We start from the raw sequence: 26,518 nt of genomic DNA, 5'->3' as shown, positions 1-26,518 counted from the left end.
GCATGATCTATCCAGAAGATGCAGCTGAGGTCAAGTGGAACGATGTGGACCTTGTCTATTCAATTGTTAGACATAAACAATTCAGCCACTACTGTGGTTATGTCAGATTCCCCAAACGCGAGTTGACCGAGCAAGGATATGATGGTATTGGTATCACATATGCCGAAGAGCATGAGGATGGTTCAATGGTCTATGGCTTTGATTGTATGCATGCAGGAGACGAGAATAATCCACGGTGTTCAGACATAGACTGGTTGAAACAAGAATGTGAGAAGATGGGGATATGTCTTACAATTGCCGCAAAGTACGAAGAAAGGTTCCTGCTGGCGAAGACTGAAGAAGATAAGGCAACTGTTCTTGATGAGTTCCATGAGGACATTGCGAAGCAGATCGGTGCAACCTTTGATCTAAGTGATAACTTCGGTGCAATGGTTCGGGTTATGGGAGGTGATTTGTGATGTTAGACTTTCAACCATCCGTCACTAATTGCAGAGCTCGCGGTTGTCCACATCTCATCAGCAAGAAGATAGACACTGTTGCAGGTGACCGTTTCATCAAGGTTTGCGACATCACCGGAAAGATTCCGGGCAACATGGCAGCTGTCAAGGAGTGTGATGCCTGATGTTGCTCAAAGTCAAGAAGGTCGACCATGGGGTCGAGACTGAGGACAAGACCGTCTACAAGATTGAGATGGAAGGCGGATCGGAATTTGTCGATGTCAAGCTCACGATCAAGTCTGAGTTGAAAAGCGAGATTGAGAACATTGTCCCGATGCAATACGGTGAACAGAGAAACATAGATCTGAGTCTTGTGAATCGAACGCTCGATGAGTATCACAAGGGGGACTGATAGCATGGCCAAGCTAAAAGGACGTGTCTATATTCCAAAAACTCGCCTTCATGAAGACGAGCATTACCCATCATTCAAAGATATGATTGAAGCTCGTCCAGATTGTAAATCTGATGTAACCGGTGAGCCAGCGGTTCATTACACTACCGTTCCTGAAGATGAATATGAGACCGGTAAGGTCGACAAGGTGGTGGTGTGAATGTCAGGAGACAAAGCAATCCGATGGATATGCGATGCTTGTCTTGAATGGGATGGTGATTCTGTGTACATCCCATGCATGATCTCATTGTCTGACGATAAGGTTCCAGTCAAGTGCTGTGTTCCGGAAGAAGATCGCTGTGCAGAATGGAGGCGGATTGTATGATGCAGAGTAACATCTCTATCCAAACACTCCAACGCGAATGGATGCATGCATTGTGGCTCCTGAAGGGGTGGTATTGGTGAGCTTTGAGCTAACAATCCACATAAAAGCAGACGAACGCCTGCTCACAACGCTTGAGTCTATGTGCAAGATTATGAGTGGTGCTGAGAAAGAAAACCCCACTGTTTCCACTGGACACGAAAACATCGGCCCAGGGGGTCAAGGATGCCTAGGGGAGATCCTTCCCAACATCGCACCTGCCGTTCAGGAATTTGTTGACCAGCATTATGGCAGTGAGTCTGCATCCACGTTCTCTACGAAACAGGATGTTGTCCCGACTCGGGAAGAGATCCGTGAAGATATCAAAGCTAGATTGATTGAAGATATCCCGATGACCCCTTTCAATCCAACCATGCCACGCGGCATTGATCCTGATGATGAATGTATTCGATGCCCGACGTGCAATATGTTGTACTCCAATATTTATCTGGATCATACCACTTCCTTATGCCCGAATTGCAGGGCTGAGGCTTCCAAGGAAGCAATTGAGGATATGCCCGAAGAAGATACACCGACTCAGGAATCCATAGGCTACGACGTGACACTGGTAGTTCCGGAGGAACCTGCCGAAGAGTCAGAAAGTGTATCTAAAAGTGAACCTAAGTTCGTACGAATTCCTAATACCCCAGTGGACTACTACGATGACGGAGAAGCAATTGAGCTTCTATACAGTGGTTCAAACGTTGGTAAGTATTCCTGGGATATCATCTACACTCTTGCCGACATGGACCAAGCTGACAGAAAACGCGAGCTTGATCAAATCACCAAAGGTCTGTCCAATGTGGCTAAGACTCGAACTGCTTTGAATAAGACCGTGGCGGCATTTTTGGTGGGGCAGATTGGTAGCAATGAGGAGGCGTGACTAAATGGCACTCCCCCTCACTCCTGAAGAAGCAGATCGCGTGAACATTATACGTGCTTCAAACAACACGAGGCAGCTCAACCACCACTTGAGACTCAAGAAGATTCATTCAATCCATTCTGAGCATCCAGAATACACACAGAAAGATTTGATGGATGCAACTGGGATTAGCCAAACAACTGTACAGCGATACTGGAAGAAATTTGTAGCCGGCAAGATCAACGTCATTCGACCATGGGACGAGGTGATGGCATGAGTCTACAACTCACCCAGGAAGAAGCTGACCGGTGGAATGCTCATCTCAAGAGCAGTAAACGGTTGGTAGAAGGCGATCGCAAGAGACGCACACCTTCGTGGAAAATTGACAAGGCTCGTCAAATGATCAAAGTCGGTGAGTCAAAGACGCAGATTGTCAAGCAGGTCCACATCAGTAGTGAAAGGGTCGATCGGATTAAACGCGAGATGGTTGAGGAGGGGACGTTATGAAACCACTTCATCCTCTCTACTCCTTCGAAGATCCTGATGACGAAGGTTGCTCTTGGCAGTCGATGTATCGAATGTGCGGAGTGGAGGTTCCATAATGGTAGTAACCATCAACGGGCAACCGATTGCAACAAAGACTCCACAGAACCGGGACGAATGTCTTGCCTTGCATGAAGCAGGATGTATCGAATGTACGTACAATCACCTGAGTGGTACACCTGATGCGGGGAAGTGTAGGTATGATGAGTTTATTGGAAGTTTCGTGAAATCCGATGATGCGATACAAGACGTAATACAGAAATTACGCCGTCGTCAATTGGAAAAGGAAGCCGACATGCGAATCCATGGTCGCAACTGTGATATGTATCAACTTGATGCAGCAAGAAATTACGCCAAGGGAGTAAGTTATGCCATTTCCATTCTCGAAGAGGTGGTGAGGTGAGCACGCTTGACAAGATGCTTGTAGCTTCTGCAATGGCAGCGGTAGCCATGATGTATGTGATGATCTCTGTGTGGATGTATTGCGAGGGAGGTATGTGATTGGTTTCTACAAGCAGTTCCTCATCAACGTGGATTGAGTATGTCGAGTTCCAACCATCTTCTACAGAATGCAGTTGTATTTACTCCGGCACTTTCGTATTCACTGACTTGAACATGATTCTAGACCGAGGACTTCCTGCAAAGTGTTATCCTCCTATTACACCCCCAGCAGTTGCTCCAGTGTTTTTCACATCGATGTGGAAACAGCAGTTCCGAGGACACAAGTTCAAGCTGGGAGGTAGTAAGAAATGAAATCTCGCCAGGACTACGAGCAGGAGATCATTCAGCTTCATCACAACATCAAAGAGTATGACGGCACCGAAGTCGTTGCTCGTCTGAAAAATAGACTCAGGGGTCAACTGCACGGATGGTATGATAGACTCAATATCACAGTCTTTGTAGCCAATAATGAGCAAACGCCCTGGACCTCAGAAGAACTTGGGATGAAAACTCATCCCATGCTTTTGAAGAAAGATGTGGGCCACGATCAGGTGGGTGATTATCAATTCCTTGTAGATGGTCCTGGAAGATTATCAGAAAGGTTCGGTGGTCTTCTTGTTGAACGTAAAGGGTGCACTCGTAGGAAAGATGGAACCATTACTGCGTGTGACCTCCACGGCACTCTAATGAGCGATAACAGGGACAGGTTCTACCGCGAGATCGAACGCTTTGAAAGAGATCCTCGATTTGAGAAAATGATCATTGTTGCAGAATGCACACTCGAGGAGTTCCTGGACTTCCTACCGGACCGTCCACAAATGTGCAAATTCTGTCAGTCCTATCACAAAAGTAGCAAAGAGGTCGGATACTGTCCGACTACTGAAACTATTGTTAAGTTGAAGGGCGGGAAGGAATGCCAGCACTATGATGAGAAGCCACGCACACCTGCACAAATCGAAGGGTTGAGAAATTCGAAACGTGAGACCATCAACAGCCTCTATGTGAGATCTGGAGTATCTGTGTATTTTACAGGATCACGAGAGGAAGCTGCAAGGGTGTATTCCGGACTCGTCAAGCAGTGGGTGATTGGCAATTACGACAAGGTGATTGTCGGTCTTGATCTGCCAAAATGTGAGCCGAGTACGATGAGCGAGGTACTTGCGTGACCGATATATTCGAACATAAATTGTGCAGTCTAAACAATGTAGATCATGGCAAGATAGTGTTTCAACCTGCTGGAAACAACATCGAATGCTACTACGAATCTCTCGTCAGTAGCAAGGACAATCTCCCCAAAGGTCGGAAAAGCGAGGTATATGCATTCAAAAACGGATACTTAGATGCAGATATCCAGAATGACATTAAAGAAATGATTGCTGATTGTTCGCCACTTGAACGATTCGAATTGGGTATGTGTCTCAACGGCGTATTCGACAAGCTCAAGAAACAGTCCTGGTACTTCAATACTGATCAAATTGGAGGAATGTGGAAAGGCTTCTACGTGCCTACAAATTATTCAATTGGTAACAGTGCGATTAACGAAGTGCACTATGACAAGAAGTCTGATACATATCGTGAAATTCCTTTCTGCTTAACTCCGGCGATCATCACTTCAATTGGAACAAACATTGATGATGGTGGATACTGGCTCGAGATCAACTTCTCGAATATGTTCAATGAAGAGCATGTTGAGTGGATCTCACAAAAAGATGCTTTGAGTCGTCGTGGAATAATGGAGCTTGCCAGTAAAGGCCTGAATCTCATCGAGAAGAATTCCTCGACCATGAATGAGTACCTGAGTGCATGCCTGGCAACAAATTCTACCAGATTCGAAAGAAGGATAGTGACCGCGAAAAATGGTTGGAAGTGTGACAACACCCTATTTGCGTTTGGTAAAAGCGCATTTCGGGATGGTGACACAATTGATATCGTTTCGCTAAGTTGTGAAGCACACAAGGGTCTACATACAGCTGGTACACTTGCCGGATGGGTAGAGGGAATCGAACCACTCATTCACATACCACAACTACGATTCAAATTTTATTCAGTACTTGCTGCACCATTACTCCGCTTACTTGGTGGTCAATCCTTTTTTGTAGATCATTGGGGCGAATCTTCCACAGGTAAGACTGCCGGCTTCGACGCTGCATATTCAGTATTCGGAGACCCGGAAGAGATGCGGTTCAACGGTGATACTACCAAGACAGCTGCAGAGGTCCTTGCGGAGATGTTGACAGATCTGCCGTTATACATGGATGAAACCGGCACACAGCAAAATGAGGATGTTCTGCAGGCTATTGTGTATATGGTATCCAATGGCCAGGGTCGAATGCGTGGCAAGAAGGATGGGGGATTGCGAGAGACGGGGACCTGGAAGACGGTAGCACTTACTACCGGCGAGAAATCAATTACGAGTGCTACAGGTTTCACTGGCCAGATGGTACGGGTGATAGGTATCACTGGTTCACTTGGTGCGAATACAGGGGAAGCCATCAAGAAGATGCGTGAAGCGGTTCGAAAGAACTACGGACATCTCGCAGAACCGTATTTCCGGAAACTGTTCGAACATATGGATAGACTTACTGAGATGTACAGTGACGGGGTGAAGAGGTATGCGAATACCGGCACCAACACTGGTGACAGGATGGCAGACAGTTTTGCTATCCTTCTCGTTGCAGGGATGCTACTGGAAGAAGTCTTCAAAGAGATTGGTATAGAGCCTGTGGATCCTTGCGATGTGGTTGATCAGTACTTCTATGAGTGTGTTGAAAGTGAGCCTATAGAGAACTATTCTGTCAGGGCACTCAACGAAATCATGGATTGGATGGAAATCAAGAGACTCTGTTTCAAAGACCAGGATTACATCCCATCAAGCAGACCCACAGACTTCTATGGGTGGATAGATGAGATATATCTTGATATCATCCCGAGTTCACTAAACAAAGCTCTGAAGATTGCGGGGTATGATCCAAAACGAGTGAAGGACGACTGGGAGAAGATGGGTTTGATCCTTTGTAATAAAGGCCGCAAGGATTACGCTCGTAAGAGGAACAACAAAACTACGAAAGTCATTCGCTTAGTCAAGGAGGAGGTTGACAATGTCATACACTCCTAAACAATTGGTAACTATTACCAGTAGGTTACCTAGTATATTCTATATTAAAAACAGTATCAGTAGATATATTAGTATATATATGGTTACCAAAGTTACCAAGGTTACCACCTATAATTAGCAAGTTAGTATTTTAGGCTATATTTTTTCTGTATATATGTGTAAAAGTACTGGTAACCGTGGTAACTTGGTAACTTCGGGCATCTCCATAGCGTTTTTGACTAAAAATAAATTGGTAACCGTTACCACATTAATGGGAACTTGTTGGTTGGGAGGTGTATCTGGTGTCTAAATTCAAAGTACCTCAGTCAATTTTTCATGATGTCTTTGGTCGAGGTCAGACCATCGCGTATGACTCAGTGACCCAGAAGTACACCGTGGAGTTTGGCAGTAGTCCTGTGATCAAACGTCGATGTGAGGAAGCTGATCTGAGCGAATGCTCGATTCAGGTAAACAATCAGACGAGTCTGGAGGCTTTCGTATGACCGAATTCGCGACCAAATTAGACGAGTGGATCCAGACAGCACGCAACTGGAAGGATGTCACTAAAGGACCTGTGATCAACATCAAACTGACTGAAGTGCAAGAGGCTGAGGTCAAAACGGTGATCAAGACACTTGAGGGTGTGAAGGAGATGTATGAGGAGATGATGAACGATGGCTGAACTTTCCCTTTTATGTTTGAATTTTAGAGGATAACACATGTCAAAAAATGTCAAAGAATTTACATGGTCTAAGAAGAAGTTAGAAGTGGCAAAAGCAATATCGAAAGGCACTCAGACACATGGTGATATCGCAGAAGCTTTTGACATCACTCAGGAGACGATTTCCAGATGGAAACAGCACCCCGAATTCCTTGAAAAGATTGACGAGTTCACCCTCTCCCACGAGCTCGCAACGAAAGCAGGCCTGCTGCGTGAATGCTACAAAGGTCTGGATCTGAAGATCGATAAGATCGAGGGAGACAAAACTACGCATCTCGACTATGTAAAACAGATTGCTGAAATTCAAGGTCATAAGAAACAGAAAGTAGAGCACTCTGGGAGCGTCGAGCATACAGGTGGTGTGGTTGTTTACTTGCCTGATAATGGGCGTGAAGAGAAGGGTGATGAGTGAGCTCTTTAAGAACCATATACCAGGCGTGGTATCGTAGAGGAATATCTCCTAAAGAACTCATTAGTTTAATATTTGTTTTTTTATTTATACATAACCATCTAAAAAATGAGAAATGTCATATCCATGATTGGAATGAGGTCACAAAGTTATGGAGAAACAGAAGGATGAAGTGAGTTCTAAAAGGGTGAAAATTAGTTATGGGGATGGGGTATGATTCCCTTAAAGAACTCGCAGGGACTGCTACCATTTCTTTGTATATATATTTAATCATTTGAGATAGTCTAAAAGGAATAGATCAATGTTTGAAATTAGAGCACAGCCCGGCCCACAACATCAATTCCTGGAATCGACTGCAGACATCGTATTCTACGGTGGAGCTGCAGGCGGTGGGAAAACCTATGCTCTACTGATGGAGCTTACACGATACATCAATCACAAAGGATTTGGTGCAGTTGTTTTCAGACGAACATCCGTTCAAGTTCGAAACGAGGGAGGCCTGTGGGATACTTCTGAAGAGATCTACCCAGGCATGGGTGCTGATCCGAAAGAATCTTTTCTCGAGTGGGAGTTCCCTTCCGGCGTCACCATCAAGTTTGCACATATGGAACATGAGAAGAACAAGCTCGACTGGCAGGGGTCACAGGTTCCACTCATATGCTTTGACGAACTGACACACTTTAGTGAATCTCAATTCTTCTACATGCTATCCAGGAACAGGTCCACCTGTGGTGTGAAACCGTATATCAGAGCTACCTGCAATCCAGATGCTGACGCGTGGGTAGCTGAATTTATTGACTGGTGGATAGGAGAAGATGGGTACATCATCCCTGAACGCTCAGGAGTGACACGCTGGTTCATCCGCAAAGACGGTCAGGTCATCTGGGCTGATTCAAAGGAAGGGTTGATCGAGCAGTACGGTGAAGGTACTCTGCCAAAATCATTCACATTCATTGCAGCGAAGCTTGAAGACAATCAGATCCTGATGCAGAAAGATCCTTCCTACAAGGCCAATCTGGAAGCACTGCCACTCGTGGAACGTGAAAGACTCCTGGGAGGTAACTGGAAGATCCGGCCTGCAGCTGGCCTCTACTTCAAGAGAGAATGGTTTGAGATCGTAGAGTCCTATCCTACAGACATGAAATGCGTCAGATACTGGGACTGTGCTGCCACCGACGCAAAGAGTGCATCTGACCCGGACTGGACCGTTGGTGTCCTGCTTGGGGAAAAGAAAGGCGTCTACTACGTCATTGATGTTCAACGGTTCAGGAAAGATCCTGGTGGTGTAGAACAGGCTATGAAGCAGACCGCCAAAATCGATGGTGTGGCTATTCCAATCTGTCAGGAACAGGAGCCAGGCAGTAGTGGGAAGACCGTTGTATCAACGAGATCACGTACCATCTTTAAGGGATTCAGCTATCGTGGGATTCCATCAACCGGAAACAAGATCGTGCGTGCTGAGCCTGTCAGTGCAGCTGCTCATAATGGGAATATCAGGCTTGTTCAAGGCTCGTGGATACCTGAATTCCTAGCAGAGCTGGAAGGCTTTCCAGAAAGGCCACATGACGATCAAGTGGATGCATTAAGTGGCGCGTTCAATTATCTCAACCGGAAGACTGCTAAAGTGCCTCGGTTCTCGGGTGGGTTCGGTGTGAGTGGTGGGTTGAGAGTATAAAAATAAAAAAGGAAGTTATTTGTTTCGGTAAAGAATCAAACAACCGTAGTGTAATTCTTCCCATTTTGCATTATATGTACTGGTAAGCTTTACATCCACTACTATTTTGTCAGGGTTGTTTTCAATCCAATTATTTACATCTTTTTCGTATTCACAAAACTTTACACCATCTATGCTTTTACTTTCTGTCATTATTTTTGCACCTTCGAAATGTCACATTTTTAATTTATGAGATAAATATATCATTTTTTCATACAATAAATATATTGCGTGTTTTACTTTCCATTAAGAGCGGTGGGTTACGAGTTTAATTTATATGGCTGCAAAAGGTATGATTTCATTACCGACAGATGCCATTAAGATAAATAATGCTATCAAGATTAATATTATTATAAAAAATGCAGCAAGGGCTATTAAAAATATTCCTTTTATTATATCCATGTTTTTTTGTAAGCACATCTAATATTTCAACTTTCCTTTTTATAGTTCACATCAACTGCTCTGTATATGAAACTCCTCTCTCATCTTTTCTCATCCAAACCATCCACAAAAAAAACCACGTCAACACAAACAGTCGGTGCCCTCCCGGGAACAACTCAATACGATACGTATGATACTACTTTGAAATGGATTACAGAAACGAGAAGGAAACTACCTGAACTATCTGCTTCAGACAGAGCCGATGCGTTCAACACCGACCCTCTGCTCAAAGGAACGATCACGCCATTCCTGAAGAATACCATACTTGGATCCTATCACATCGAAACTGCAGACGATAAGAAGCATGAAGCATTCATTGACGAGATCAATCAGTTCCTCGAGGATATCGCACTGATGGATGTGTTCAGGGACGATTTCATAGATTATGCGATTAAGTGGGGTCACTCGTATAGACGTCAGGATTTTGACGGAGATACTTTGCAGAAGCTCTCTCCCTTGGACTGTGGAACCATCAAGACGTACACCGACAACTGGGACGCTGACATAATTGCATACCACCAGAAGATCACTGTCAGAAAAGGATGGAATGAATCGCCTACCAGTGAAGAATTCAACTCGTGGTTCATTCCTGGCGGTGAACTCTACATCGAAGGAGAAGTTGAAGATCCTAAAGCAAAAGCGATCTTTGACGAACTTACCGACCAGTATGGAATTGTGGACACTACCAACCTCCGTGTGGACTCTACAAGTCGCATCATTGCAATGCATCGAGTGAACCCGGGAGATCCTGCACCGATTGATGACGTGGTCCTGGCAATCTGGCTCAAGCGTCTCCTGCTTACAAACTCGCCGAACATCATCTTCCGGGTACTATCTCCATTCATTCATGCAAAGAACGGCGTCCTCGTAGAAACTTCAGTTGATGGTGACAAGCAGGTCCTCTCCAGTGTTCCGAGCTTGCCGCCTGCAGGCATGGAAACGACTGATCCGGAAGCCTACGCTGCTGAACTGGCTGCACATACGGCGTGGGTAGATTCATGCAAAGAATCGGTTAAGACAGTCATGTCCTGTCTCAAGGACGGCGGTGTGTTCAGTTCAGGTCCTGACACTTCGATTGAAGTGGTTGAGTCTGGCCGGACTGTTCCTTCTGCATTCATCAAAATGATGCTTGACATACTGGACGAGGAAATAGGGCAGGCATTCGGATTCCCGATCTCTCTGATCAAAGCAAATGGATCCGAACTGGCAACTTCACGTACGATCCTGGAATTCTTCAATACGGTCTATGCAGGTGTCCGGAAAGACTACCAGAGTGTTGCAGATGCATTAATCCGGGAGAAGTTCGGAGACAAGGCTGATGCTGCTCAGGTCAAGTTTGTCCTGGATACTGGCGATGTCAAGGAACAGCTGAAGATCGCACAGGCCAAACTCACGGATGCAAAGAGATTGCAGGTCCTCAAGCAGATTGGTGGAAGCAAGACTGACGTTCAAGCAGCTGCTGAACAGGCGGGTTTCGGATCACTTGAGCTTGAGAACTTTGATACTGCGGCTACACCGGCAAATCCCTTTGGAAGTATTGTGAGTAGTGGAAAGGACGATCTCAAGCCATCAGATGAAGATGGTGACAAGCTTGCAAAGGATCTTCTCAAGGCCTACACCGATGCTCAGGCAGCTGTGACAGATATCCTCGAGTGAGGTCAGTATGCCTGAGCTTACCATCGATGTAATTGATCAAAGGATCGATCTTCTCGTCAACAGAATCAATATGCAGCAAGCTGAAGCTCTATCCAAGCAGTTAGCAGCTGCATTCGTTGCAGGCTCAAACTCGATCACGTCAACAATCTATTCTGCTGATAAGAAGAAGCTTTCAGAACAGCAAGAGCGAGCAATCAAACAGCTGTCTGCAGAACACTTCGGCTACATCTCAGAATTCAACAGGCAGATGGGGGAACAGCTCAAAGATGAAGCCCGTGAGATCCTTCGAAACAACGGCGGTTACAAAGATATCGCGAACTATACCAAACGGATCTTCGAAGGCCAAGAGAATGTCGTGATTGACAATGTTGGCAAGACCAGGAAGATCATCACCGTGGGTAAAGATGGCACTCTACGCGAAGTTGAGAAGATCATAACAAAACAATACGTTACCACCGTAGGCAACTATGCTGACATGCTTGGTCGAACTGCAACACATTCTGCTTGGGCCGAAGGACGTGCGATAGGTCATCAGAAGTTTGGATTCAAAAAATGGAGGTTTGTGGGTCCGACTGATGAACGCTCAAGGCCTGATCATTGTGCCGTAATTGGCAATGTCTATGAGTATGGAACTCCAGAATCAGATATGGCATCAAGTTTGCTGCATGAGCCGCATTGTCGCCACCGTCAAATTGTCTTTTTTGGAAATCCAGAATTGGACACTCCACTATCGTTTTTCGAAGAACAAAAGAAAAGAGCAGGGTTAAAGTACGATGATGAAAAAGGAAGATGGACATTTGAAGACATTTGATTATATCTTAATTTTGGCAGTCGAGCCCCTTGTTTTGAATGTGTTTTATAATTCTGTTCGCAGCATATTACCAAAAGGGTTTGATGAATTCTATAAAGAACTGGAAGGGTGAGAATGTTCTCTTTCTATTCATTTTTAGAATTTAATTTTTAATTTTTCTATTACGGCGGGATTGTTTGGGATCATCTCTCTCATTTCATTGTTTAATTCTTTGGCGACTTTGTCTAACGCTTCCCCAATGTCATCCATTTCTTCCTCGTTAATTTTCTCAAAGTAGCTTTCATTAATAGCAATAAGATTGGCAACTGATAAAATTAAACTAACATCGAGAATATCAATTACCACATTGTGTTTTAATGTAAAGTCCCCCATGGCACCCTTCACACTGGGGTGCGTGGAATTGGAAAGTACACTATACAATTTCTTGAGGTCGTCTTTTTTTGTACCACTATACAATATATCTCTTACTTTTGCTTGGCTGAGCCAGTTGTAGTCGCGTCTAAGTTCTTTTTTCTCACTTGCGTTTAATCTCTCCAATTGATCCTTATAAAACAAATCCGCTTCTTTATCCGTCAGATGAAGTAAATAAATCTGGGTAATCCCTTCAAAAATAGCTCTTAAGTTTAGGTAACTTGGATTTGATAATCCGATTAAACCCAACTCATGAACCGCAATCAAATAGTGATTGTTTCTTTCAAATAAAATTGGTATTAAAGCTTCTGCCCCCGTCATTTTTTTCCCAGTGGCTTCATACTCTTCGTTAAACCGAGCATTCAATACTCGGGCCAAATGAAAGGATAATTCTATAATATCCTGAAAAACATCGATTTTACTCGCATAAGTTTCTGAGATTATATCCTTTCGATTTTGGAATGTTTTATCGATTTCTGAATAAGAAAGTCGCTTTACTTCTGGTTGCATCTGCATCAATTGGATGTTATTCTATTTTCAACTTTCCTTTTTATAATTCGACGTGACAGCCTCCTTCATGTCACAAATTCAATCTTCTCTTCTTTCTGAAAACCCAGTTATCGAAGGCAATTCTGTCACACTTCCGATTGTCAAAGTGGGAACTAAGGCCTATGATGCGAACGGTAAAGAGTTCACCCTCACCAAATGTGCATTGGAATCGGGGGCTGAGTCGTGGAAAGACGGTATTGCCACGGTTAATCACAAAGTGCAGGTAGATGGAAAGATTTCAAAATCGTGGTTTGAAGATCCTTACGTGTATGCGACCTTCGAAGGCCTTTCTCAAGAGACCATTGATGTCATCAACTCGGCTGCATATCGTGGTACTTCTCAAGAATCTGTGCCAGTTGAGGTTGATGGAAACAATGTCTTGCGACTGAAAGGAACAGGATCGACATTTGTAATTTTTCCAGAAAACCCCGCCTGCACTATGGACGCTGGCTGTGGAGTAATCGCATCCACTGAAGCAGCAATCAGTGAAGAAGAACGTCACGTCTTCGATGTAGCCGTTGTAAACAATGTCAGCAAGCAAGTCAAAGTAAAGGAGATCTCCGTCTGGCTCTACAACAACGAAGCTGACAACCCGGATGCACTCAAAGAAGAGATCACTCGTGTAGTCGGATATGATGGCCTTGGCATCTACTTTGTCTATGACCGGGACGAGTCACTCTCCCTGGGCGATGAGATGCCTGACGACCGCGAACCTGTACACACTGTCACAATAACGGTTTCCAATTCTCCCGTTTTCAACTTTCCTTTAAATAGTCAAACACAAGAGCAGTCATTAGACTCCACTGGAGGTAATAAAGTGCCAGACAATGACGAGAAAATAACACAGCTTGAATCCACTATCAAGCAGAAGGAAGGCCTGATCTCAACAAAGGATCAGGAAATCGCGGATCTCAAATCTACAAACACCAAGCTTGAGGATGATCTCAAAGCTAAGGACGGACAGATCGCAAGTACAGTTCAGGCAGCTGTCAAAGCAGCACTCGAATCACATGATGCACAGGCTGTACAGAAAGCAGACCTCGATGCAGCTGTCAAAGACCTGGCATCCTGTATGCCTCCGGAAGCCCTTGAGAGTTTCATGAAAACAGAACCTTCTGTGGAAGTGATCAAGAGCACAACTGCTGCAATTAAGTCAGCTGCTGGAACCAAGGTAGGTTCTCCGGGCGGACAGCTCCAGTCAACAGACGATGGTGGAAGCCTTTCCAGTATGTACCTTGGAGAGTGATGAAACATGGTTGAAAATGGATACAAGATCACAGAAGATCAAATTGTTACTCGTGTTGCAGAGGGTGCAATAGCCTTTGCAACTGGTGCACAGTACGCTCCTGTAATCGAAGGAACATCTACAAGCCAGATCAAGGCTGCAACGGATTCTGCCGCAACTGTTGTGGGATTCGTTAAGAAGCCGACTGGCAAGGATTCCATTGAAGATGGGGATGCTTGTGATGTTGTCCTTTCCGGACTAATCAAAGTACCTGCAGCCGCCGCAGTCACTATCAACAGTTTCCTTGAAGTCGATGCAACCGTCACAAAGGTCGCAGCCTTCGATCCGGACACCACCACCGCCATAACTCTCCTCGCAGATCTGCGAAAGAACGTTGGCGTTGCCAAGTCAAGTGTTGGAGCTGCGGGAGATATCTGGATACAGGTAGGAAGGAGGTAATAATCATGGCAGTACTTACCGCTGAAGAAAAGAGAACCGTCAGGAAGAACATCATTGGTGTAGCTGAGAAGAAGCTTGTTGCAAGGAAGATACTCGCACCAAACAACGTTGACAAAGGTGCACAGGAATTCGGATACGACAAGCTTACTGACATGACCGATGCTGAGATCATCAGCAAGTTCTCTCCAGGAAGCAAAGACACTCTTGATCTGACCAGGAAGGCAAAGGGCATTCCAATTCTCCACAAGGGATACAGTCTGTCCAGAATTGACATGTTCAGTTCCAGAAGATTAAAGTCAGCTTCACAGGACAGGGCAACAAAGAAGGTCTCAATCAAAGAAGACGATCTCATTATCAATGGTGACTCCACCTATGGTATTGATGGTCTGGCAGACGTGTACAATAATGCAGTAACTGCTGGCCAGAACTGGGGATCCGGAACATTCACCGATGCACAGAATCCATATCAGGACATCATCAACCTGAAGGCCACAATTGAAGCCGATGGGTTTGACTGCAAGTTCGTCATGATGCACCCAACCAATGCAGGCGAGGCCCGCAAGAAAGTCTCCAATGCAGCAGGTACCTGGATGGAAATGATCAAGGAAGAAGTTCCAAACATCCTTGTCACAACCGCTGTAAGTGAAGGAACCGTCTTTGGTGGAGATATCGGTGCAGACATTGCCGAGCTTGTAATTGCTGAAGAGTTCAAACTGCTCGATCCAAACAACGCTGACCAGATGGTCTTCGATTTCGATATCATTGACCGTGTCCTCCCAATGTACTACGAGTACGGTGACACCACTGGCAAATCGGATGCATTTGGCGCCATTACAGGAGCATAAGCATGGCTGCTGCAAAGAAGGTCAAACTTGAAGTGATCATCGGCACACAGATGCTTGGAAATGGTGAGATCTACAAAAAGGGAGACGTGTTCGATGCTGACAAGATAACTGCAGAGATGTTGATTTCTGTAGGTCATGCAGTCAAGTATGTCGAGCCTGTGGAGGAGCCTCCAGAAGAGGAAGAGCCTCCTGTGGAAGAGTGACCTCCGGGTCACAATCCTTCTTTTCGAGGTGATGCCAAATGTCAATAACTGAGGCTAATATCAAAATCTATCAGTGTACTACATGGACAGAAGGTGGTACGCACGGTGGTGCAATCAATACCGCCGCAGAGATCACCAGCGGTGCTGATCAGAACATCTTCGATGATGTCACGGATGCCCAGAGGGTAGCAGGTGCAACTGACTATAGGAAGATCTACGTCCGGAATGAGAATGCTGATACATGGAATGCAGTGAAGTCCTGGATTGAGACTATCCCATCCAATGCTAACACCACAATCAGCATTGCAGCAGCTACATCTGCCGGTGTGCAGTCGGTTGAGGGTGTTGGGGCTACGTACTATACACCTGATACTAAGGGTCATGCAAATGCAATCAGCATTGGTGATCTTATACAGAATGCATCAGGTGCAATCTGGATCAAGCGGGTTGTTGCTGCCAGTGCTGCAGGTGAGACCGGTGACGGATTCACAATCGGATTCGGTTCAACCTAATCGTCTCCATTTTTCTTTTTTGTGAGGTGATTTTATGGGCATTACCTATGTAAGCAGTGGAAGCGAGGGACACGATAACGATGGTAATGCCCCTATAGCGTATCCGGCAAGTTTGCAGGCAGATGATATTATAGTTGCGTTGATTTATACCGGTGGGGCTATCGGATGTACAACTCCTTCTGATTGGACACTTGCAAAAGAGATATCCACTCCACCGAATCTACAGTTGTTCTGGAAACGTTCTACAGGGAGTGAAAGCGGCACACAGCTTTTCAGTGGTGCTTCAAACGACCAAATTATGGGGGCTATGTCAGCGTTCCGTGGTTGCATAACAACAGGCAGCCCTTTCGACGATGGGTTTACGAATAGTGGTACCGATGACACTATGGAAGTGTCACTGACAACTGCACCAGATGTCAATGATTGTATGATTCTTGCGTGCTACGGAATGGATGATGACAATACAAAGCAGAGTATGACTGGTGGGTGGACGGAAGCGTATTATTATCCAACTGATTATTATACCGATTCCGTGATTTCGTTGCAGTATAAACTGCAAACAACTGCTCAGACAGAATCGAATGTTACACTCGACGTAAGTGCAAGTGCTCCGTGGGAAGCGATAATTATACCACTAAAACCGGAACCGGAAGTTGATAAAACGGTTGCTTCGATTTATGACATGCTTCTTGATGATGACAGTTCTGCATCTTATGATATCCTGCTGGACAGCGATAATGTCGCTGCATATGACATGCTTTTGAATTGTACTCCTGCAGCATCTTATGATATCCTGATAGATTTAAACAAGGCAGCATTGTATGATATCCTCGTAGATCAGACTCCGCAGGCAGTCTATGATATTCTGATCAATGTTGGCAAGATTGCAGCATATGACATGCTGTTGAATGGTAAGCCGTCAGCCGTTTACGATGTCCTGTTGAACACTGACGTTGAAGCCGTTTATGATATACTGACGGCAGTTGAAAAGCTTGTAGCAGCTGTGTATGATATCCTGCTTGATGAGGACAAGGCTGCATCGTACGATATGCTTGTAGATGCAGCTGGTACGGAAGCCATCTATGATATCCTACTCGACGGCAAGCCTGTAGCATCATATGACATCATATTGGACGCTGGCAAGGGTGCAATCTATGATATCCTCGTGGACCGGACAAACCAGTCAGTATTCGACATCCTGCTTGACGGTAAGCCTGTGGCCTTGTACGATGTGTCACTGGACGATGTCAAGTCAGCAGTCTATGACATACTTCTGGATCAGGATTCCGAAGGGGTCTATGACGTTCTCCTTGACTCGGACAAGGCCTCTGTCTATGACATACACTTGGATGATAGTGTCCAGGCAATCTATGATATCCGCACAAAGAAGATTATCCGTGTTATTCTGAGCACCGGAGATCCTTCTACCATTCTCAGCTTGAGAGATCACATTTCAACCCTTACGACGAGAGAATTAACTACGAAAATGGAGGAACTATGAGCGCAAAAGCACCAGGGGAATCAATCACCCCTCAGATCACAATCAAAGATGCAGATGGCAATGTATATGACCCCACATCTTTGACATTAAAGATCTACGATCCGTCAGGTACACTGGAAGAGACCATTCAGAAAACCAGCATGACAAATCCATCTGTGGGTGTCTACTACTATGCTTATACCATCCCTACAGATGCTGATGCAGGAGACTGGCGTTATGAATGGGAATCAGGTTCACTGAACACTATCATCGACTCTGCCTATTTCACAGTGGCAATACCTGTGACAACTTCCCTGGCTAACGTAGAAGATGTCTACAGGGAAGCAAACATCACAAGCTCTGATGTGAGCAGTGTGGATGTTGCAGACCTGATCGTGGAATGTGAAGGGGTCCTGAAACTTCAGACCAATAGATCAACATTTGGGGGTGTAGCTGCAAATCTTGCAAAGCAGGCAGTCGTCTGTCTTGTGATTGATCGATTAGCCACCGCTCTTCCGGACAAGATGAACATCTCGAAGATCTCCGAGAACGGTTCAAGTATTGAGTTTGGTGGGAAGAAGAAGGTAGCAGATTATCAGGCAGATGCTGAGAGGCTGATCAAGTCGCTCCGGATAAAGTCTTCCATGGGGAGATATTCCGGAACGAATACATCTACATTCTATTCGGAGTGATCGAGATGTTTGATGTTTTCGATTACGATGGTGTCATTACAAGAACTGCAGTCACTTCGGGTTACACAGATACAAATGGCGATTGGGTTCCTGAATCTACGAGTTCGACTACAATTACAGGACATGTAACTGACCTAACCCTTCAGGACCTGCAGTATATCGATGCAGGCCTGATTGAACGTGGTACTAGAAAACTGGCAACTACTGACACGTTGGAGGTCGGTGACCGAATCACAATCGATTCTGTGGATTATGATGTCGTTCAGAAGATTAACACGAACAATTTGATTGAGAAATATACAGGTGAATCAAGGTCCACATACTTGATTGCACATAGATAAAACGGTATATACTACAAAAATTATACCATAATGTGATGTTATGCCACAAATCCACTCCTGATTATGGTATCGTCTGTACAAACAAATGTTCTGATTTCTTTACATGTGAAGCCCGAAGATTGCCCTTTCTGATCCATGTGACCAACATCTGCTGCAGTATCGGCGAGCAGGGTCTGGAAGTCAGTGAACTCTACCCGGAAGCATGTGTGAATGGGGTGGTGCAAATTGACCGCTGATCTCATGCAATGCAGCTGTAGCAATCCTGAATGCAACAATGTCGTGGAAATGCCTCTTGAGCAGAAGAAGCAGTTCTTTGTCGACTATTTCAAACGATACGGGATTATCATGCTTCCTTATTGCTGCAAGGAGTGCCAGGAGAAGCATCAAGAAATGCTTGCCGAGAAGCCTGGTGTGACCCCTACGAAATATAAGTGTCATGGGGATGGATTGAAGCTCTGATTCTGATTTCAACTTTCCTTTTTATACTCGCAAACGTCACCCACATGTGGTGATAATCATGGAACCTTCCGTTGACCTATTTTACATAGGCAGTGGTCTTGTTACTGCTGCATTCGTTGCATTAATCGCAAAGTACTACACTGCCAAAGTGCTCATCGCAAAGCTGAATGTTGCTTTATCATTTGCAGACGAACTCGTTACTGAACTCAGTGAACTCATCGAGAAGATCGATGCTGCACTCAAAGACGATGCTCTTTCCAAAGATGAGATTACAGCGATTATGGCCGAACTCAACGATGTGGTCGAGAAACTCAAACAAGCTGCAAAGCTGGTCAAAAACAAACAAGTTCCGGAGTGAATCTGTGACCGATGAAGAAAACCATGTGTCACTCAAGAAGTATCTCGAAGTAAAATTCAGTGCTCTTGAGCGACACATCGACCAGAAATTCGATACGCAGGAGGACATCAATGCTAATATTGAGAAACGTCTGTGTTATCTCGAACAGAAAAAGTGTAGTTCTCTAGATGAGAAGATCAATTCTCTTGCTCGTCGAGAATCTTACATTGACGGTGCGCTCGTTGTTATAATCGCAATTGTGGGTTATATTCTGAGTAGTTTGTCATGATCAAAATAAAGACCAACAGGGAATCGAAACTCGGCCAGTTCCGGCAAGATCTTGAATCTTCCGTGCAGCAGAATCTAGCAAAAGCAGGTGTGTTCCTGGAAGGGGAAATGGTCATGAAGATTCAGTCGGGTCTCACTCCTCCATTGAAAGAAGCTACTGTGAAGAGGAAAGGGAGCGATACTCCGCTTTTTGATAGCGGTGAACTGTTGGATCAGATCAGCCACGATCTGTCCGGGGATACCGTGGAAGTCGGTGTGTTCGGATCCCGTGCGCAGATCGCCAAGTATCACGAGTTTGGTGCTCCAAAAGCTGGTATTCCGGAAAGATCATTCATGCGTTCTGCATTCAATGAGAACAAAAAGAAGATCAAGAAAATAATGAGTGGAAAATGAGACGGAGAATTCATACAACCATTTCTGAAGAAAGTTTGCGATATCTCGAACGTGTATCAGGAGAACTAAAACTCTCGAAAGGAGAGATGATCGACTGGCTTGTGCAGCAACATAAGAAGCACGAAAGCGAGCTCGAAGGATCGATACTCAAGGAAGTTACCAACCAGGTTCTGACAGACTATTACAAAAGAGAATTAGCAGTTTGAACTTTCCCTTATATACTTCTACATCCCCCCTCTTCCTGTGGAGAACCCACATTCTCACTTAACCAGGAGGACCCTGAGACTTGTCAAGAGTATTTACTGAAGCTCAGAAGAAAGAGATCTTCAAACAACTGCCTGCAGCTGTAACAATTGATACTACCGAGATCAATGCATCCAAGATTTGGTCAAATCAGGAGCTTACATCATACCCCACAATATCCCTGAACGTCTCAAATGATGGCATTCAGCACATTAGAGATGTTTATGATGGAGTCCTCTATTACCAATCTACTCTCACAATTCACATCCTCACCAAGGAAGCTTCAGGCATCAATGGCGCGATCATTGCAGATGCTTTTTCCCAGGCAATCATCACAGAAATTGAGTCATGGACAACTCCACTTACCGGCGATGTCCGGATCTTTAATGCTGAGGAAGATATCCACTCCGTGCAGCCTTCATATGCTGATCATATTTTCGACTATATCATTTCAATTGACCTATACCACGCATGAGGCGAGACCATGGCAGAACCAACCCCACCAGAAGAAACGGTTGCAGAACCGGATGAGCTGCTCAAAGCAGAGCTTGAGATTGTGAACGTGAAGAACGCAGAACTGCAGGCAAGTCTTGCAGCTGCAGAAGCTGAACGTGACGAGCTACGGAAAGCAATTCGTGACAATCCTGCCTTGAACGAAAAGCTGACACAGGAACTCAGGATCGTCAATTCCCAGATACAGACTAAGAATGACGAACTGGACAACATCCCTGTGACTCTTGATAAAGACGAGCAGGACCTGATACGTCAGAAACGCCAGGACGAGATTGGTGAACTGGTAGCACGGAAACAGAAGATTACAACTTACTTACAGGAGGCTTGAGACATGGTAATAGATTCCTCAAAACTGAAATATGCCGAGTGGCTGGAAGAATCCGCCTTTGGAACTGCTCCCACAGATGGTACATGGAAGCAGATGAGTGGAAGGATCCTTGATGTATCTTTCAAAGGTGGTGCAAAGATTGACGAATACAGTTATCTTCCTGGAGCATCTGCCAGTGATCCATTAGGATCCTCTGATGCTGAGAAAGTGGGAGAGGAAATGTCTGTAGGAATCACACTGAATCCCACAGACTGGACACTTTTACCTGTGATCCTGTCAGCTGATACTCTCAGCAGCTATGTTCCGGGAGACACAAAGAATTACATTTCCCTAGGTATGCTCGCAGGCAGTGAATATGGTGTGATGTCCGGAGGCGTGATCTCGAACTACCAGTTCTCATGCAACTTTGGAGAACGTGCAGAGGTATCCGTGGATATCCCTGGTGCGAAGTTTAGTGGCTGGACCACTGATTATATCGGAACAGGGGCCCATTCCACAGTACCTTCCGGAATCCTTGTGTGGGACGACATCAGCGCCATCACATATGATTCAGCTGCATTGAGCACAGAAGGCCTTATTCTCGATTCCCTGAAGTTCACCATTGAACAACCTGCTGATCCGGTAGGAGACCTGTCAAGTGCTCTTGATTCCGGCATTGCAGACTGGGATTATGGCCCCAGGAAGATATCCGTGGAACTTGGTGTATCTCTCACCGATATGAGCATTGATACTGACATCTTTGCAGGTGCAGATCACACATTGGCTTTCACTGCGATGTCAAAGACCCTGACCTTCAGCAACCTGAAGTGGGCAAATGCTCCGGACAGGAAACTTTCTGCAGCTGACAAACTTGGTATGACTTTGTCCAGCTCTGCAACCGCAACATTGGCAATTGCCTGAGGTGAATGACATGGTAAAAAAATTCAAAGGTATACAGTTCTTCGAGAAGCCCAGACATGGATCTGTCAAGCGTGCTCAGAATGTTGTCAGAGACTGGCAGTTGCAGAACTTGCCGATGAAAGACATGGATCCTCAGAAAGGTGTGGATGATGCTATCGGAGATTTCCTGAAAGAGAATGGTGAGTACCTTGCCAGGTTCATCAACTTCCAGGAATCTGCTCAAGATTACCAGACCGTCATGCTCGCAACAACTCTGACTCTCAGGGATATCCAGAGCCTCGAGGATGAGATCTCTCACGAAGAGTGGGAAGAACTTCTGGGAAAATGCAAGGACACAATCGGCGGTGATGCTGTGGATTTTTTCAGGGAATCGCCTACCGATTCGTCCTCGATTATGGAAGTGACGGACACGGCTACCGTGAACGAGTCTTCGACATAACCAATCCAGCATGGGCTCTGTACCGCAATATCAACATGGTGTTGCAGGGGTCTGGTCGACCATCGTCAGAACTCGAGGATATCCTGTTGAGTGAGCAGTTTGGAGTCACCGTGGAGCAATTGTATATGATGTCATATGAAGAGGTCTTGCTGAAAACAATTGTTGCGAATAGGAGAGCAGCATATCCGGGAGGCAACTGATGTACATAGGGAATATCGAATTGTCTGCAGTAGAATCATTCGGTGTGGACGACTCTACGAAGCCGAACGGGGCTGTCGGAGGCCTTGGTACTTCCGGATATGAGATGGCAGAATACGCATCGAAACTTCCGGATGCAGAACTCACAGGATATCTCCTACAGAAGTATGGTGATTCCAGGACACTCAACCAGCTTGTTGAAGATGCACAGGCTATCAGGCAAAGGCCAGGATCCTTCAATTTCATCAATTCAGTGAACGAAAAATCCGGCTGGTTCTTCTGCAGTGGTGCAGATATCCCGTATTCCTCCGGAGCGCTTCGTGATATGGTTCTGAAAGGGCTATGGATGGATGCAGCTGCCTACACTACGAAATTGCACTGCAGACCGGTGACCATGGCCAACGACTGGGCGATATCCGGCCAGAACTGGATTGCTGTGCCTATCGGATCCAGCTGGTCTGGAGGAAGTACCACAGAAACGCTGTCATCGGAGGACGGGGATATCACTCGAGTGCAGACCGATTCCATCCTTTTTGATCTAGCTGCAGTTGAGTCCGGAAAGGGTGAAGTTAGATGCTACGATGGGTCCACACAGATCTACAATCACGAACACATCTTCTCCGGAGACTGTGTGATCTCGAACGGCCTGTACAAAGTTACCCTCTCCTCGAATACAATCACAGTTTACTACTGGTCAGGATCTGTCTATACCAAGATTGACGACTTTACTGCAGGCACTTTCTCAAGGGTCACCCTGACCGGATTGACACAGGACAAGGTCATCTGCAAGACAAGCAATGCAATCGAGATCACTGTAGAACGTGGTCGAGTTCCTATGATCAATTCTTCAGTAGATCTTACTTGTGGATCTCTGACACCTGCAGATCAGTCCACAAGCACTGACAATTACCTCACACTCGGTACTGATCTGTACGTGTGTAGCAACCGGGGCTTCTCCATTGTGTCGAATGTGATCGGCGCTGGAAATGTGTGGATCTTCCATGAAGATACCGTTCCTCAGACTATAGCACACAATGCCATAGTAATTTCAAATTTAAAAAGAGAGGTGGTAGATAGATGAAGTTATTCATCCTCAACCTGTTCAGGAATCTTCCACGTGATGTTCTTTGTTCCGCAAATAGGACAGCGGTTCTTACTGCCAAGCAGAAGATACCACACTATGTAGATCACTGGGCCAATCCCAGTAATAAACAACAGCAAAAACAGTACCCAATTAAACTTCTTGACTGGTTCAATTTTACGTTCACATAGATTACAATATTTTGTACTCATGTAAAAGAATATTCAGTATACACATATAAACAATTTGCGAGGTGATGAGACGACCGGAGAAACGATTGACAAACTTGTATACCAGATAAAGGCCGATGTTGACGAAGCTTTCCGTGGACTCGATAAGGTTGATCGAAAAATGGACAATCTTGAAGGTCAGGCTGGCAAAACGTCCACAAGTATGTCAAAGATGTCAGCAAACATCGGCAAAGCAATGAAAGTAGCTAGTGTTGCTGCGGTGGCAGCAGCAGCGGCGTTCGCAGCATTCAGCTGGAAAGCGGTAGGGTTGGCCAGTGATGCGGAAGAGATCGACGGGAAATTCAATGCCGTTTTCAAAGACAATGCAAATGATGCAAAACAGTGGGCTGAAGACTTCGGAGATACGGTTGGCAGAGCAACTACTGACGTTAAGTCGTACATGTCCACATTCCAGGATACCTTTGTCCCTATGGGGTTTGCTAGGGAAGAAGGTTCTGAACTATCCAAGCAGTTGACCGAGCTTGCTGTAGATCTCTCATCATTCAACAATGAATCCGAGCCTGAAACAATTGCTGCACTGCAGTCCGCCTTGGTCGGAAACCACGAAACGATGAGGAAATATGGTGTTGTGATCACACAGACCACCCTCGGACAAGAACTCATGAACATGGGAATTGCGGGAGGGGTACAGGCAGCCACAGAGCAGCAGAAGGTACAGGCCAGATTGAATATCATTATGAAGGGGACCACGGATGCACAGGGTGATGCAATCCGGACACAGGGGAGTTTTGCCAATCAGATGCGTGCATTGAAGTCTGATGTTCGTGACCTAGGTGAATCATTCGGATCCGCACTGGTACCTGTACTCAAGGAAATTATTCCTGTTGTACGGAATGCTTTACAGTCGTTCCTTGATTGGGGCAACAGTGGTGCGTTTGCTTCAATTGGTGAGGGATTCCGGCAGGTGAAAGATGCATTTGGTGAGATATGGGGTGGACTCACAAGGTTTGCAACCATGCTCGGGCCAGCAAAGCAAGCAGCGGTTGAAGCATTTGGTTCAATTAAAGGAATCATTGCAGACTTTAGGCAAGGTATGGCAGGTACAGAAGTGGATTTCTCAGCTATCGCGAATGCGGTAAATCTTCTCGTGATTCAGTTTTCAAATTTCGTAGCCTTCCTTGACAAATACAACATCGGCGAGAAACTCGGGAAACTTGTGAAAAGCAATATCGAGCTGTACAGCAAATTCTATAGTACCATCGTGAACAAGTTCATCGGTGGCCTGAATCTTGCTATCGAGGCATACAACAAACTCGTCCCTCTGATGCAGAAAGCAGGTATTGATGCCCAGACTGTCAACAAGCTCAATTTTGAAGGTATGACTGCCACAGTCGGAGAGGAAATTCAGAAGCAGGTAGAGACTGCTAAAGAAGGATCACAAGATATCCAAAATGCGATGGGTGGCGGTCTCGGTGCTACAGCTGGTGGAATGGCAGGGTCCCCAGGCAGTGGAAGTATTCCCGGGTGGGCTGGTCACAGTGCTTACATTCGCCAGCGATTGGCTGCAACTGGTGGTAAGAGTATCGATGATCTCCTTGCAACTTCGGGACAGCCAGTTGCTTCTCCAGTGCCCATTGCAAACCCACAACTGCAGCCGGCGGGTAAATCGTCTGGGACCAAAGAAGAAACTGCTTCCATTCTCTCGAAACTCGACGCGATAATTACTGTTCTCAGACAGGAACCTCGTCAGGTCGACATCGATATGGATATTGATATCGAGAATCACTCGGACGTTACAGACTTTGAATTCACGCTTGCCAGAGCGACAAAGGCTGGAGTACACGGAAAATCGTGGGTGGTATAATTGCGACTATTGGAAGAATATATTGGAATGGCTTTAAGCGACTCTTCGTTTAACTGGAATAGTACAGATTATGCTCGACTGATGGTTCCTTCGGATCTTACGATACCTGATTCGATTGCGTTAGATAGTTTGGCTACACTTGATCTGAGTGGACCCGGAAACATCACGACCACTGAAGAATTCAAATTCCTGTGTCCGACAGTACAAGCATTATACAACCGGATAGATGGAACCATCCAGTTCAATGTTAAGGCAAGCGTGAAGTTCCCATCGCAGACTCGCCTTACAACAGACGAGATCGAGATGACACAGATCGATCTTAAGCTGACTCTGCTCGAAGACGATGGTACTGAAACTGCAATTGTTGATTATTTCACTTTTTGGTCCGGGAGTAAAATTGCTGACGTGGACACCACGACGGAAGCTATTGTCAGTCACATCTATTGGAAAGAAGTGGCAGATGTCGAAACAACCAACCAGGCGAAACTCCAGCTATATGTGAAGATCTATTACACCGTCAAAGATGGAAATTCGAACAACACTTACAGTGTGAATGTATACTGCGATAGATCCACGCAGGATACGAAGGTGGTCATTCCTTACGTGGTGTGATGATATGACTCTTA

41 protein-coding genes are annotated in these 26,518 nt (G+C 45.4%); 38 read left to right on the top strand and 3 right to left on the bottom strand.

What is annotated here, in order from left to right:
• Positions 1-2 precede the first annotated feature (2 nt).
• The 14 genes from E7X57_RS09740 (at position 3) to terL (ending at position 8,994) form a co-directional block, all read left to right on the top strand.
• Positions 3-458: a hypothetical protein gene (locus E7X57_RS09740; RefSeq protein ID WP_135612779.1), complete on the top strand. Its 456-nt coding sequence runs from the start codon at positions 3-5 to the stop codon at positions 456-458.
• On the top strand, positions 458-622 hold the full coding sequence (locus E7X57_RS12540) for a hypothetical protein (protein WP_167880967.1): 165 nt from the start codon (positions 458-460) through the stop codon (positions 620-622). The genes E7X57_RS09740 and E7X57_RS12540 overlap by 1 nt, the downstream gene beginning before the upstream one ends.
• Entirely contained in the window at positions 622-849 is a 228-nt protein-coding gene (locus E7X57_RS09735; RefSeq protein ID WP_135612778.1) for a hypothetical protein, read from the top strand. The genes E7X57_RS12540 and E7X57_RS09735 overlap by 1 nt, the downstream gene beginning before the upstream one ends.
• Positions 827-1,048, top strand: coding sequence for a hypothetical protein (locus tag E7X57_RS09730; RefSeq protein WP_135612777.1), 222 nt, complete (start codon positions 827-829; stop codon positions 1,046-1,048). Before E7X57_RS09735 ends, E7X57_RS09730 begins: the two co-directional genes overlap by 23 nt.
• A complete protein-coding gene (locus E7X57_RS12535; RefSeq protein ID WP_167880966.1) occupies positions 1,049-1,213 on the top strand; it encodes a hypothetical protein in 165 nt (54 codons plus the stop codon).
• Positions 1,214-1,289: 76 nt separating this feature from the next.
• Positions 1,290-2,132 carry a hypothetical protein gene (locus E7X57_RS09725; protein WP_135612776.1) on the top strand — a complete coding sequence of 281 codons (843 nt, stop codon included), beginning with the start codon at positions 1,290-1,292 and terminating at the stop codon, positions 2,130-2,132.
• 4 nt (positions 2,133-2,136) lie between these two features.
• Complete coding sequence (locus E7X57_RS09720; RefSeq protein WP_135612775.1) at positions 2,137-2,388, top strand: winged helix-turn-helix domain-containing protein; 252 nt, start codon at positions 2,137-2,139, stop codon at positions 2,386-2,388.
• On the top strand, positions 2,385-2,618 hold the full coding sequence (locus tag E7X57_RS09715; RefSeq protein WP_135612774.1) for a hypothetical protein: 234 nt from the start codon (positions 2,385-2,387) through the stop codon (positions 2,616-2,618). Before E7X57_RS09720 ends, E7X57_RS09715 begins: the two co-directional genes overlap by 4 nt.
• Before the next feature lie 94 nt (positions 2,619-2,712).
• The gene (locus E7X57_RS09710; protein ID WP_135612773.1) at positions 2,713-3,057 is read left to right on the top strand and encodes a hypothetical protein; all 345 of its coding nucleotides are present in this window, start codon (positions 2,713-2,715) and stop codon (positions 3,055-3,057) included.
• A gap of 346 nt (positions 3,058-3,403) precedes the next feature.
• On the top strand, positions 3,404-4,261 hold the full coding sequence (locus E7X57_RS09705; protein ID WP_135612772.1) for a hypothetical protein: 858 nt from the start codon (positions 3,404-3,406) through the stop codon (positions 4,259-4,261).
• Positions 4,258-6,210, top strand: a complete 1,953-nt coding sequence (locus E7X57_RS09700; RefSeq protein WP_135612771.1) for a DUF927 domain-containing protein — start codon at positions 4,258-4,260, stop codon at positions 6,208-6,210. The genes E7X57_RS09705 and E7X57_RS09700 overlap by 4 nt, the downstream gene beginning before the upstream one ends.
• 478 nt (positions 6,211-6,688) lie before the next feature.
• Positions 6,689-6,871: a hypothetical protein gene (locus tag E7X57_RS09695; protein ID WP_135612770.1), complete on the top strand. Its 183-nt coding sequence runs from the start codon at positions 6,689-6,691 to the stop codon at positions 6,869-6,871.
• A 37-nt stretch (positions 6,872-6,908) separates the two neighbouring features.
• Complete coding sequence (locus E7X57_RS09690; protein ID WP_135612769.1) at positions 6,909-7,322, top strand: hypothetical protein; 414 nt, start codon at positions 6,909-6,911, stop codon at positions 7,320-7,322.
• Between the two features lie 298 nt (positions 7,323-7,620).
• Entirely contained in the window at positions 7,621-8,994 is a 1,374-nt protein-coding gene (gene terL, locus E7X57_RS09685; protein ID WP_135612768.1) for a phage terminase large subunit, read from the top strand.
• A 15-nt stretch (positions 8,995-9,009) separates the two neighbouring features.
• On the opposite strand, the gene E7X57_RS12530 is transcribed toward terL, so the two are convergent.
• Positions 9,010-9,186 (bottom strand): hypothetical protein, encoded by a 177-nt coding sequence (locus E7X57_RS12530; protein WP_167880965.1) that lies wholly within the window; start codon positions 9,184-9,186, stop codon positions 9,010-9,012.
• Positions 9,187-9,306: 120 nt separating this feature from the next.
• Positions 9,307-9,435 carry a hypothetical protein gene (locus E7X57_RS12890; protein WP_256369418.1) on the bottom strand — a complete coding sequence of 43 codons (129 nt, stop codon included), beginning with the start codon at positions 9,433-9,435 and terminating at the stop codon, positions 9,307-9,309.
• Between the two features lie 66 nt (positions 9,436-9,501).
• On the opposite strand from E7X57_RS12890, the gene E7X57_RS09680 reads away from it, so the two are divergent.
• Together E7X57_RS09680 and E7X57_RS09675 are read left to right on the top strand one after the other, a co-directional pair.
• Positions 9,502-11,130 (top strand): hypothetical protein, encoded by a 1,629-nt coding sequence (locus tag E7X57_RS09680; protein WP_135612767.1) that lies wholly within the window; start codon positions 9,502-9,504, stop codon positions 11,128-11,130.
• A 7-nt stretch (positions 11,131-11,137) separates the two neighbouring features.
• Positions 11,138-11,941, top strand: a complete 804-nt coding sequence (locus E7X57_RS09675; protein WP_135612766.1) for a hypothetical protein — start codon at positions 11,138-11,140, stop codon at positions 11,939-11,941.
• A gap of 135 nt (positions 11,942-12,076) precedes the next feature.
• On the opposite strand, the gene E7X57_RS09670 is transcribed toward E7X57_RS09675, so the two are convergent.
• Positions 12,077-12,862: a hypothetical protein gene (locus E7X57_RS09670; protein ID WP_135612765.1), complete on the bottom strand. Its 786-nt coding sequence runs from the start codon at positions 12,860-12,862 to the stop codon at positions 12,077-12,079.
• 67 nt (positions 12,863-12,929) lie between these two features.
• Here E7X57_RS09670 and E7X57_RS09665 point away from each other — a divergent pair, with 67 nt between their 5' ends.
• The 22 genes from E7X57_RS09665 to E7X57_RS09560 all read left to right on the top strand — a co-directional run bounded on the left by E7X57_RS09665 (position 12,930) and on the right by E7X57_RS09560 (position 26,504).
• Positions 12,930-14,147 (top strand): hypothetical protein, encoded by a 1,218-nt coding sequence (locus E7X57_RS09665; protein ID WP_135612764.1) that lies wholly within the window; start codon positions 12,930-12,932, stop codon positions 14,145-14,147.
• A gap of 6 nt (positions 14,148-14,153) precedes the next feature.
• Positions 14,154-14,585 carry a hypothetical protein gene (locus tag E7X57_RS09660; protein WP_135612763.1) on the top strand — a complete coding sequence of 144 codons (432 nt, stop codon included), beginning with the start codon at positions 14,154-14,156 and terminating at the stop codon, positions 14,583-14,585.
• A 5-nt stretch (positions 14,586-14,590) separates the two neighbouring features.
• Positions 14,591-15,430 carry an encapsulin gene (locus E7X57_RS09655; RefSeq protein WP_135612762.1) on the top strand — a complete coding sequence of 280 codons (840 nt, stop codon included), beginning with the start codon at positions 14,591-14,593 and terminating at the stop codon, positions 15,428-15,430.
• A gap of 2 nt (positions 15,431-15,432) precedes the next feature.
• Complete coding sequence (locus E7X57_RS09650) at positions 15,433-15,633, top strand: hypothetical protein (RefSeq protein ID WP_135612761.1); 201 nt, start codon at positions 15,433-15,435, stop codon at positions 15,631-15,633.
• 38 nt (positions 15,634-15,671) lie between these two features.
• The gene (locus E7X57_RS09645) at positions 15,672-16,145 is read left to right on the top strand and encodes a hypothetical protein (RefSeq protein ID WP_135612760.1); all 474 of its coding nucleotides are present in this window, start codon (positions 15,672-15,674) and stop codon (positions 16,143-16,145) included.
• Positions 16,146-16,179: 34 nt separating this feature from the next.
• Positions 16,180-17,646 (top strand): hypothetical protein, encoded by a 1,467-nt coding sequence (locus E7X57_RS09640; RefSeq protein ID WP_135612759.1) that lies wholly within the window; start codon positions 16,180-16,182, stop codon positions 17,644-17,646.
• Complete coding sequence (locus E7X57_RS09635) at positions 17,643-18,317, top strand: hypothetical protein (RefSeq protein ID WP_135612758.1); 675 nt, start codon at positions 17,643-17,645, stop codon at positions 18,315-18,317. Before E7X57_RS09640 ends, E7X57_RS09635 begins: the two co-directional genes overlap by 4 nt.
• Positions 18,318-18,322: 5 nt before the next feature.
• Positions 18,323-18,658 (top strand): hypothetical protein, encoded by a 336-nt coding sequence (locus tag E7X57_RS09630; RefSeq protein WP_135612757.1) that lies wholly within the window; start codon positions 18,323-18,325, stop codon positions 18,656-18,658.
• A 35-nt stretch (positions 18,659-18,693) separates the two neighbouring features.
• Positions 18,694-18,894: a hypothetical protein gene (locus E7X57_RS09625; protein WP_135612756.1), complete on the top strand. Its 201-nt coding sequence runs from the start codon at positions 18,694-18,696 to the stop codon at positions 18,892-18,894.
• Positions 18,884-19,117: a hypothetical protein gene (locus E7X57_RS09620; protein WP_135612755.1), complete on the top strand. Its 234-nt coding sequence runs from the start codon at positions 18,884-18,886 to the stop codon at positions 19,115-19,117. The genes E7X57_RS09625 and E7X57_RS09620 overlap by 11 nt, the downstream gene beginning before the upstream one ends.
• Before the next feature lie 58 nt (positions 19,118-19,175).
• Complete coding sequence (locus E7X57_RS09615; RefSeq protein ID WP_135612754.1) at positions 19,176-19,475, top strand: hypothetical protein; 300 nt, start codon at positions 19,176-19,178, stop codon at positions 19,473-19,475.
• 4 nt (positions 19,476-19,479) lie between these two features.
• Positions 19,480-19,743, top strand: a complete 264-nt coding sequence (locus E7X57_RS09610; protein ID WP_135612753.1) for a hypothetical protein — start codon at positions 19,480-19,482, stop codon at positions 19,741-19,743.
• Positions 19,740-20,135, top strand: coding sequence for an HK97-gp10 family putative phage morphogenesis protein (locus E7X57_RS09605; protein ID WP_135612752.1), 396 nt, complete (start codon positions 19,740-19,742; stop codon positions 20,133-20,135). Before E7X57_RS09610 ends, E7X57_RS09605 begins: the two co-directional genes overlap by 4 nt.
• On the top strand, positions 20,132-20,341 hold the full coding sequence (locus tag E7X57_RS09600; protein ID WP_135612751.1) for a hypothetical protein: 210 nt from the start codon (positions 20,132-20,134) through the stop codon (positions 20,339-20,341). Before E7X57_RS09605 ends, E7X57_RS09600 begins: the two co-directional genes overlap by 4 nt.
• An 80-nt stretch (positions 20,342-20,421) precedes the next feature.
• Positions 20,422-20,853, top strand: coding sequence for a hypothetical protein (locus tag E7X57_RS09595; protein ID WP_135612750.1), 432 nt, complete (start codon positions 20,422-20,424; stop codon positions 20,851-20,853).
• 9 nt (positions 20,854-20,862) lie between these two features.
• Positions 20,863-21,219, top strand: coding sequence for a hypothetical protein (locus E7X57_RS09590; protein ID WP_135612749.1), 357 nt, complete (start codon positions 20,863-20,865; stop codon positions 21,217-21,219).
• A gap of 3 nt (positions 21,220-21,222) precedes the next feature.
• Positions 21,223-22,119 carry a hypothetical protein gene (locus tag E7X57_RS09585; protein WP_135612748.1) on the top strand — a complete coding sequence of 299 codons (897 nt, stop codon included), beginning with the start codon at positions 21,223-21,225 and terminating at the stop codon, positions 22,117-22,119.
• A 10-nt stretch (positions 22,120-22,129) separates the two neighbouring features.
• The gene (locus E7X57_RS09580) at positions 22,130-22,558 is read left to right on the top strand and encodes a hypothetical protein (RefSeq protein WP_135612747.1); all 429 of its coding nucleotides are present in this window, start codon (positions 22,130-22,132) and stop codon (positions 22,556-22,558) included.
• Positions 22,559-22,757: 199 nt separating this feature from the next.
• The gene (locus E7X57_RS09575; protein WP_135612746.1) at positions 22,758-23,837 is read left to right on the top strand and encodes a hypothetical protein; all 1,080 of its coding nucleotides are present in this window, start codon (positions 22,758-22,760) and stop codon (positions 23,835-23,837) included.
• The gene (locus E7X57_RS09570) at positions 23,834-24,028 is read left to right on the top strand and encodes a hypothetical protein (protein WP_135612745.1); all 195 of its coding nucleotides are present in this window, start codon (positions 23,834-23,836) and stop codon (positions 24,026-24,028) included. The genes E7X57_RS09575 and E7X57_RS09570 overlap by 4 nt, the downstream gene beginning before the upstream one ends.
• Positions 24,029-24,083: 55 nt before the next feature.
• On the top strand, positions 24,084-25,892 hold the full coding sequence (locus tag E7X57_RS09565; protein ID WP_135612744.1) for a hypothetical protein: 1,809 nt from the start codon (positions 24,084-24,086) through the stop codon (positions 25,890-25,892).
• Positions 25,893-26,504 (top strand): hypothetical protein, encoded by a 612-nt coding sequence (locus tag E7X57_RS09560; protein WP_135612743.1) that lies wholly within the window; start codon positions 25,893-25,895, stop codon positions 26,502-26,504. It begins immediately after the preceding gene.
• Positions 26,505-26,518 lie beyond the last annotated feature (14 nt).

The sequence above is a fragment of the Methanococcoides sp. AM1 genome, assembly GCF_900774055.1.
Classification (GTDB): Archaea; Halobacteriota; Methanosarcinia; order Methanosarcinales; family Methanosarcinaceae; genus Methanococcoides.
The sequence above is the reverse complement of the archived record's forward strand: the minus strand, read 5'-3'. Positions and strand labels throughout refer to the sequence as shown.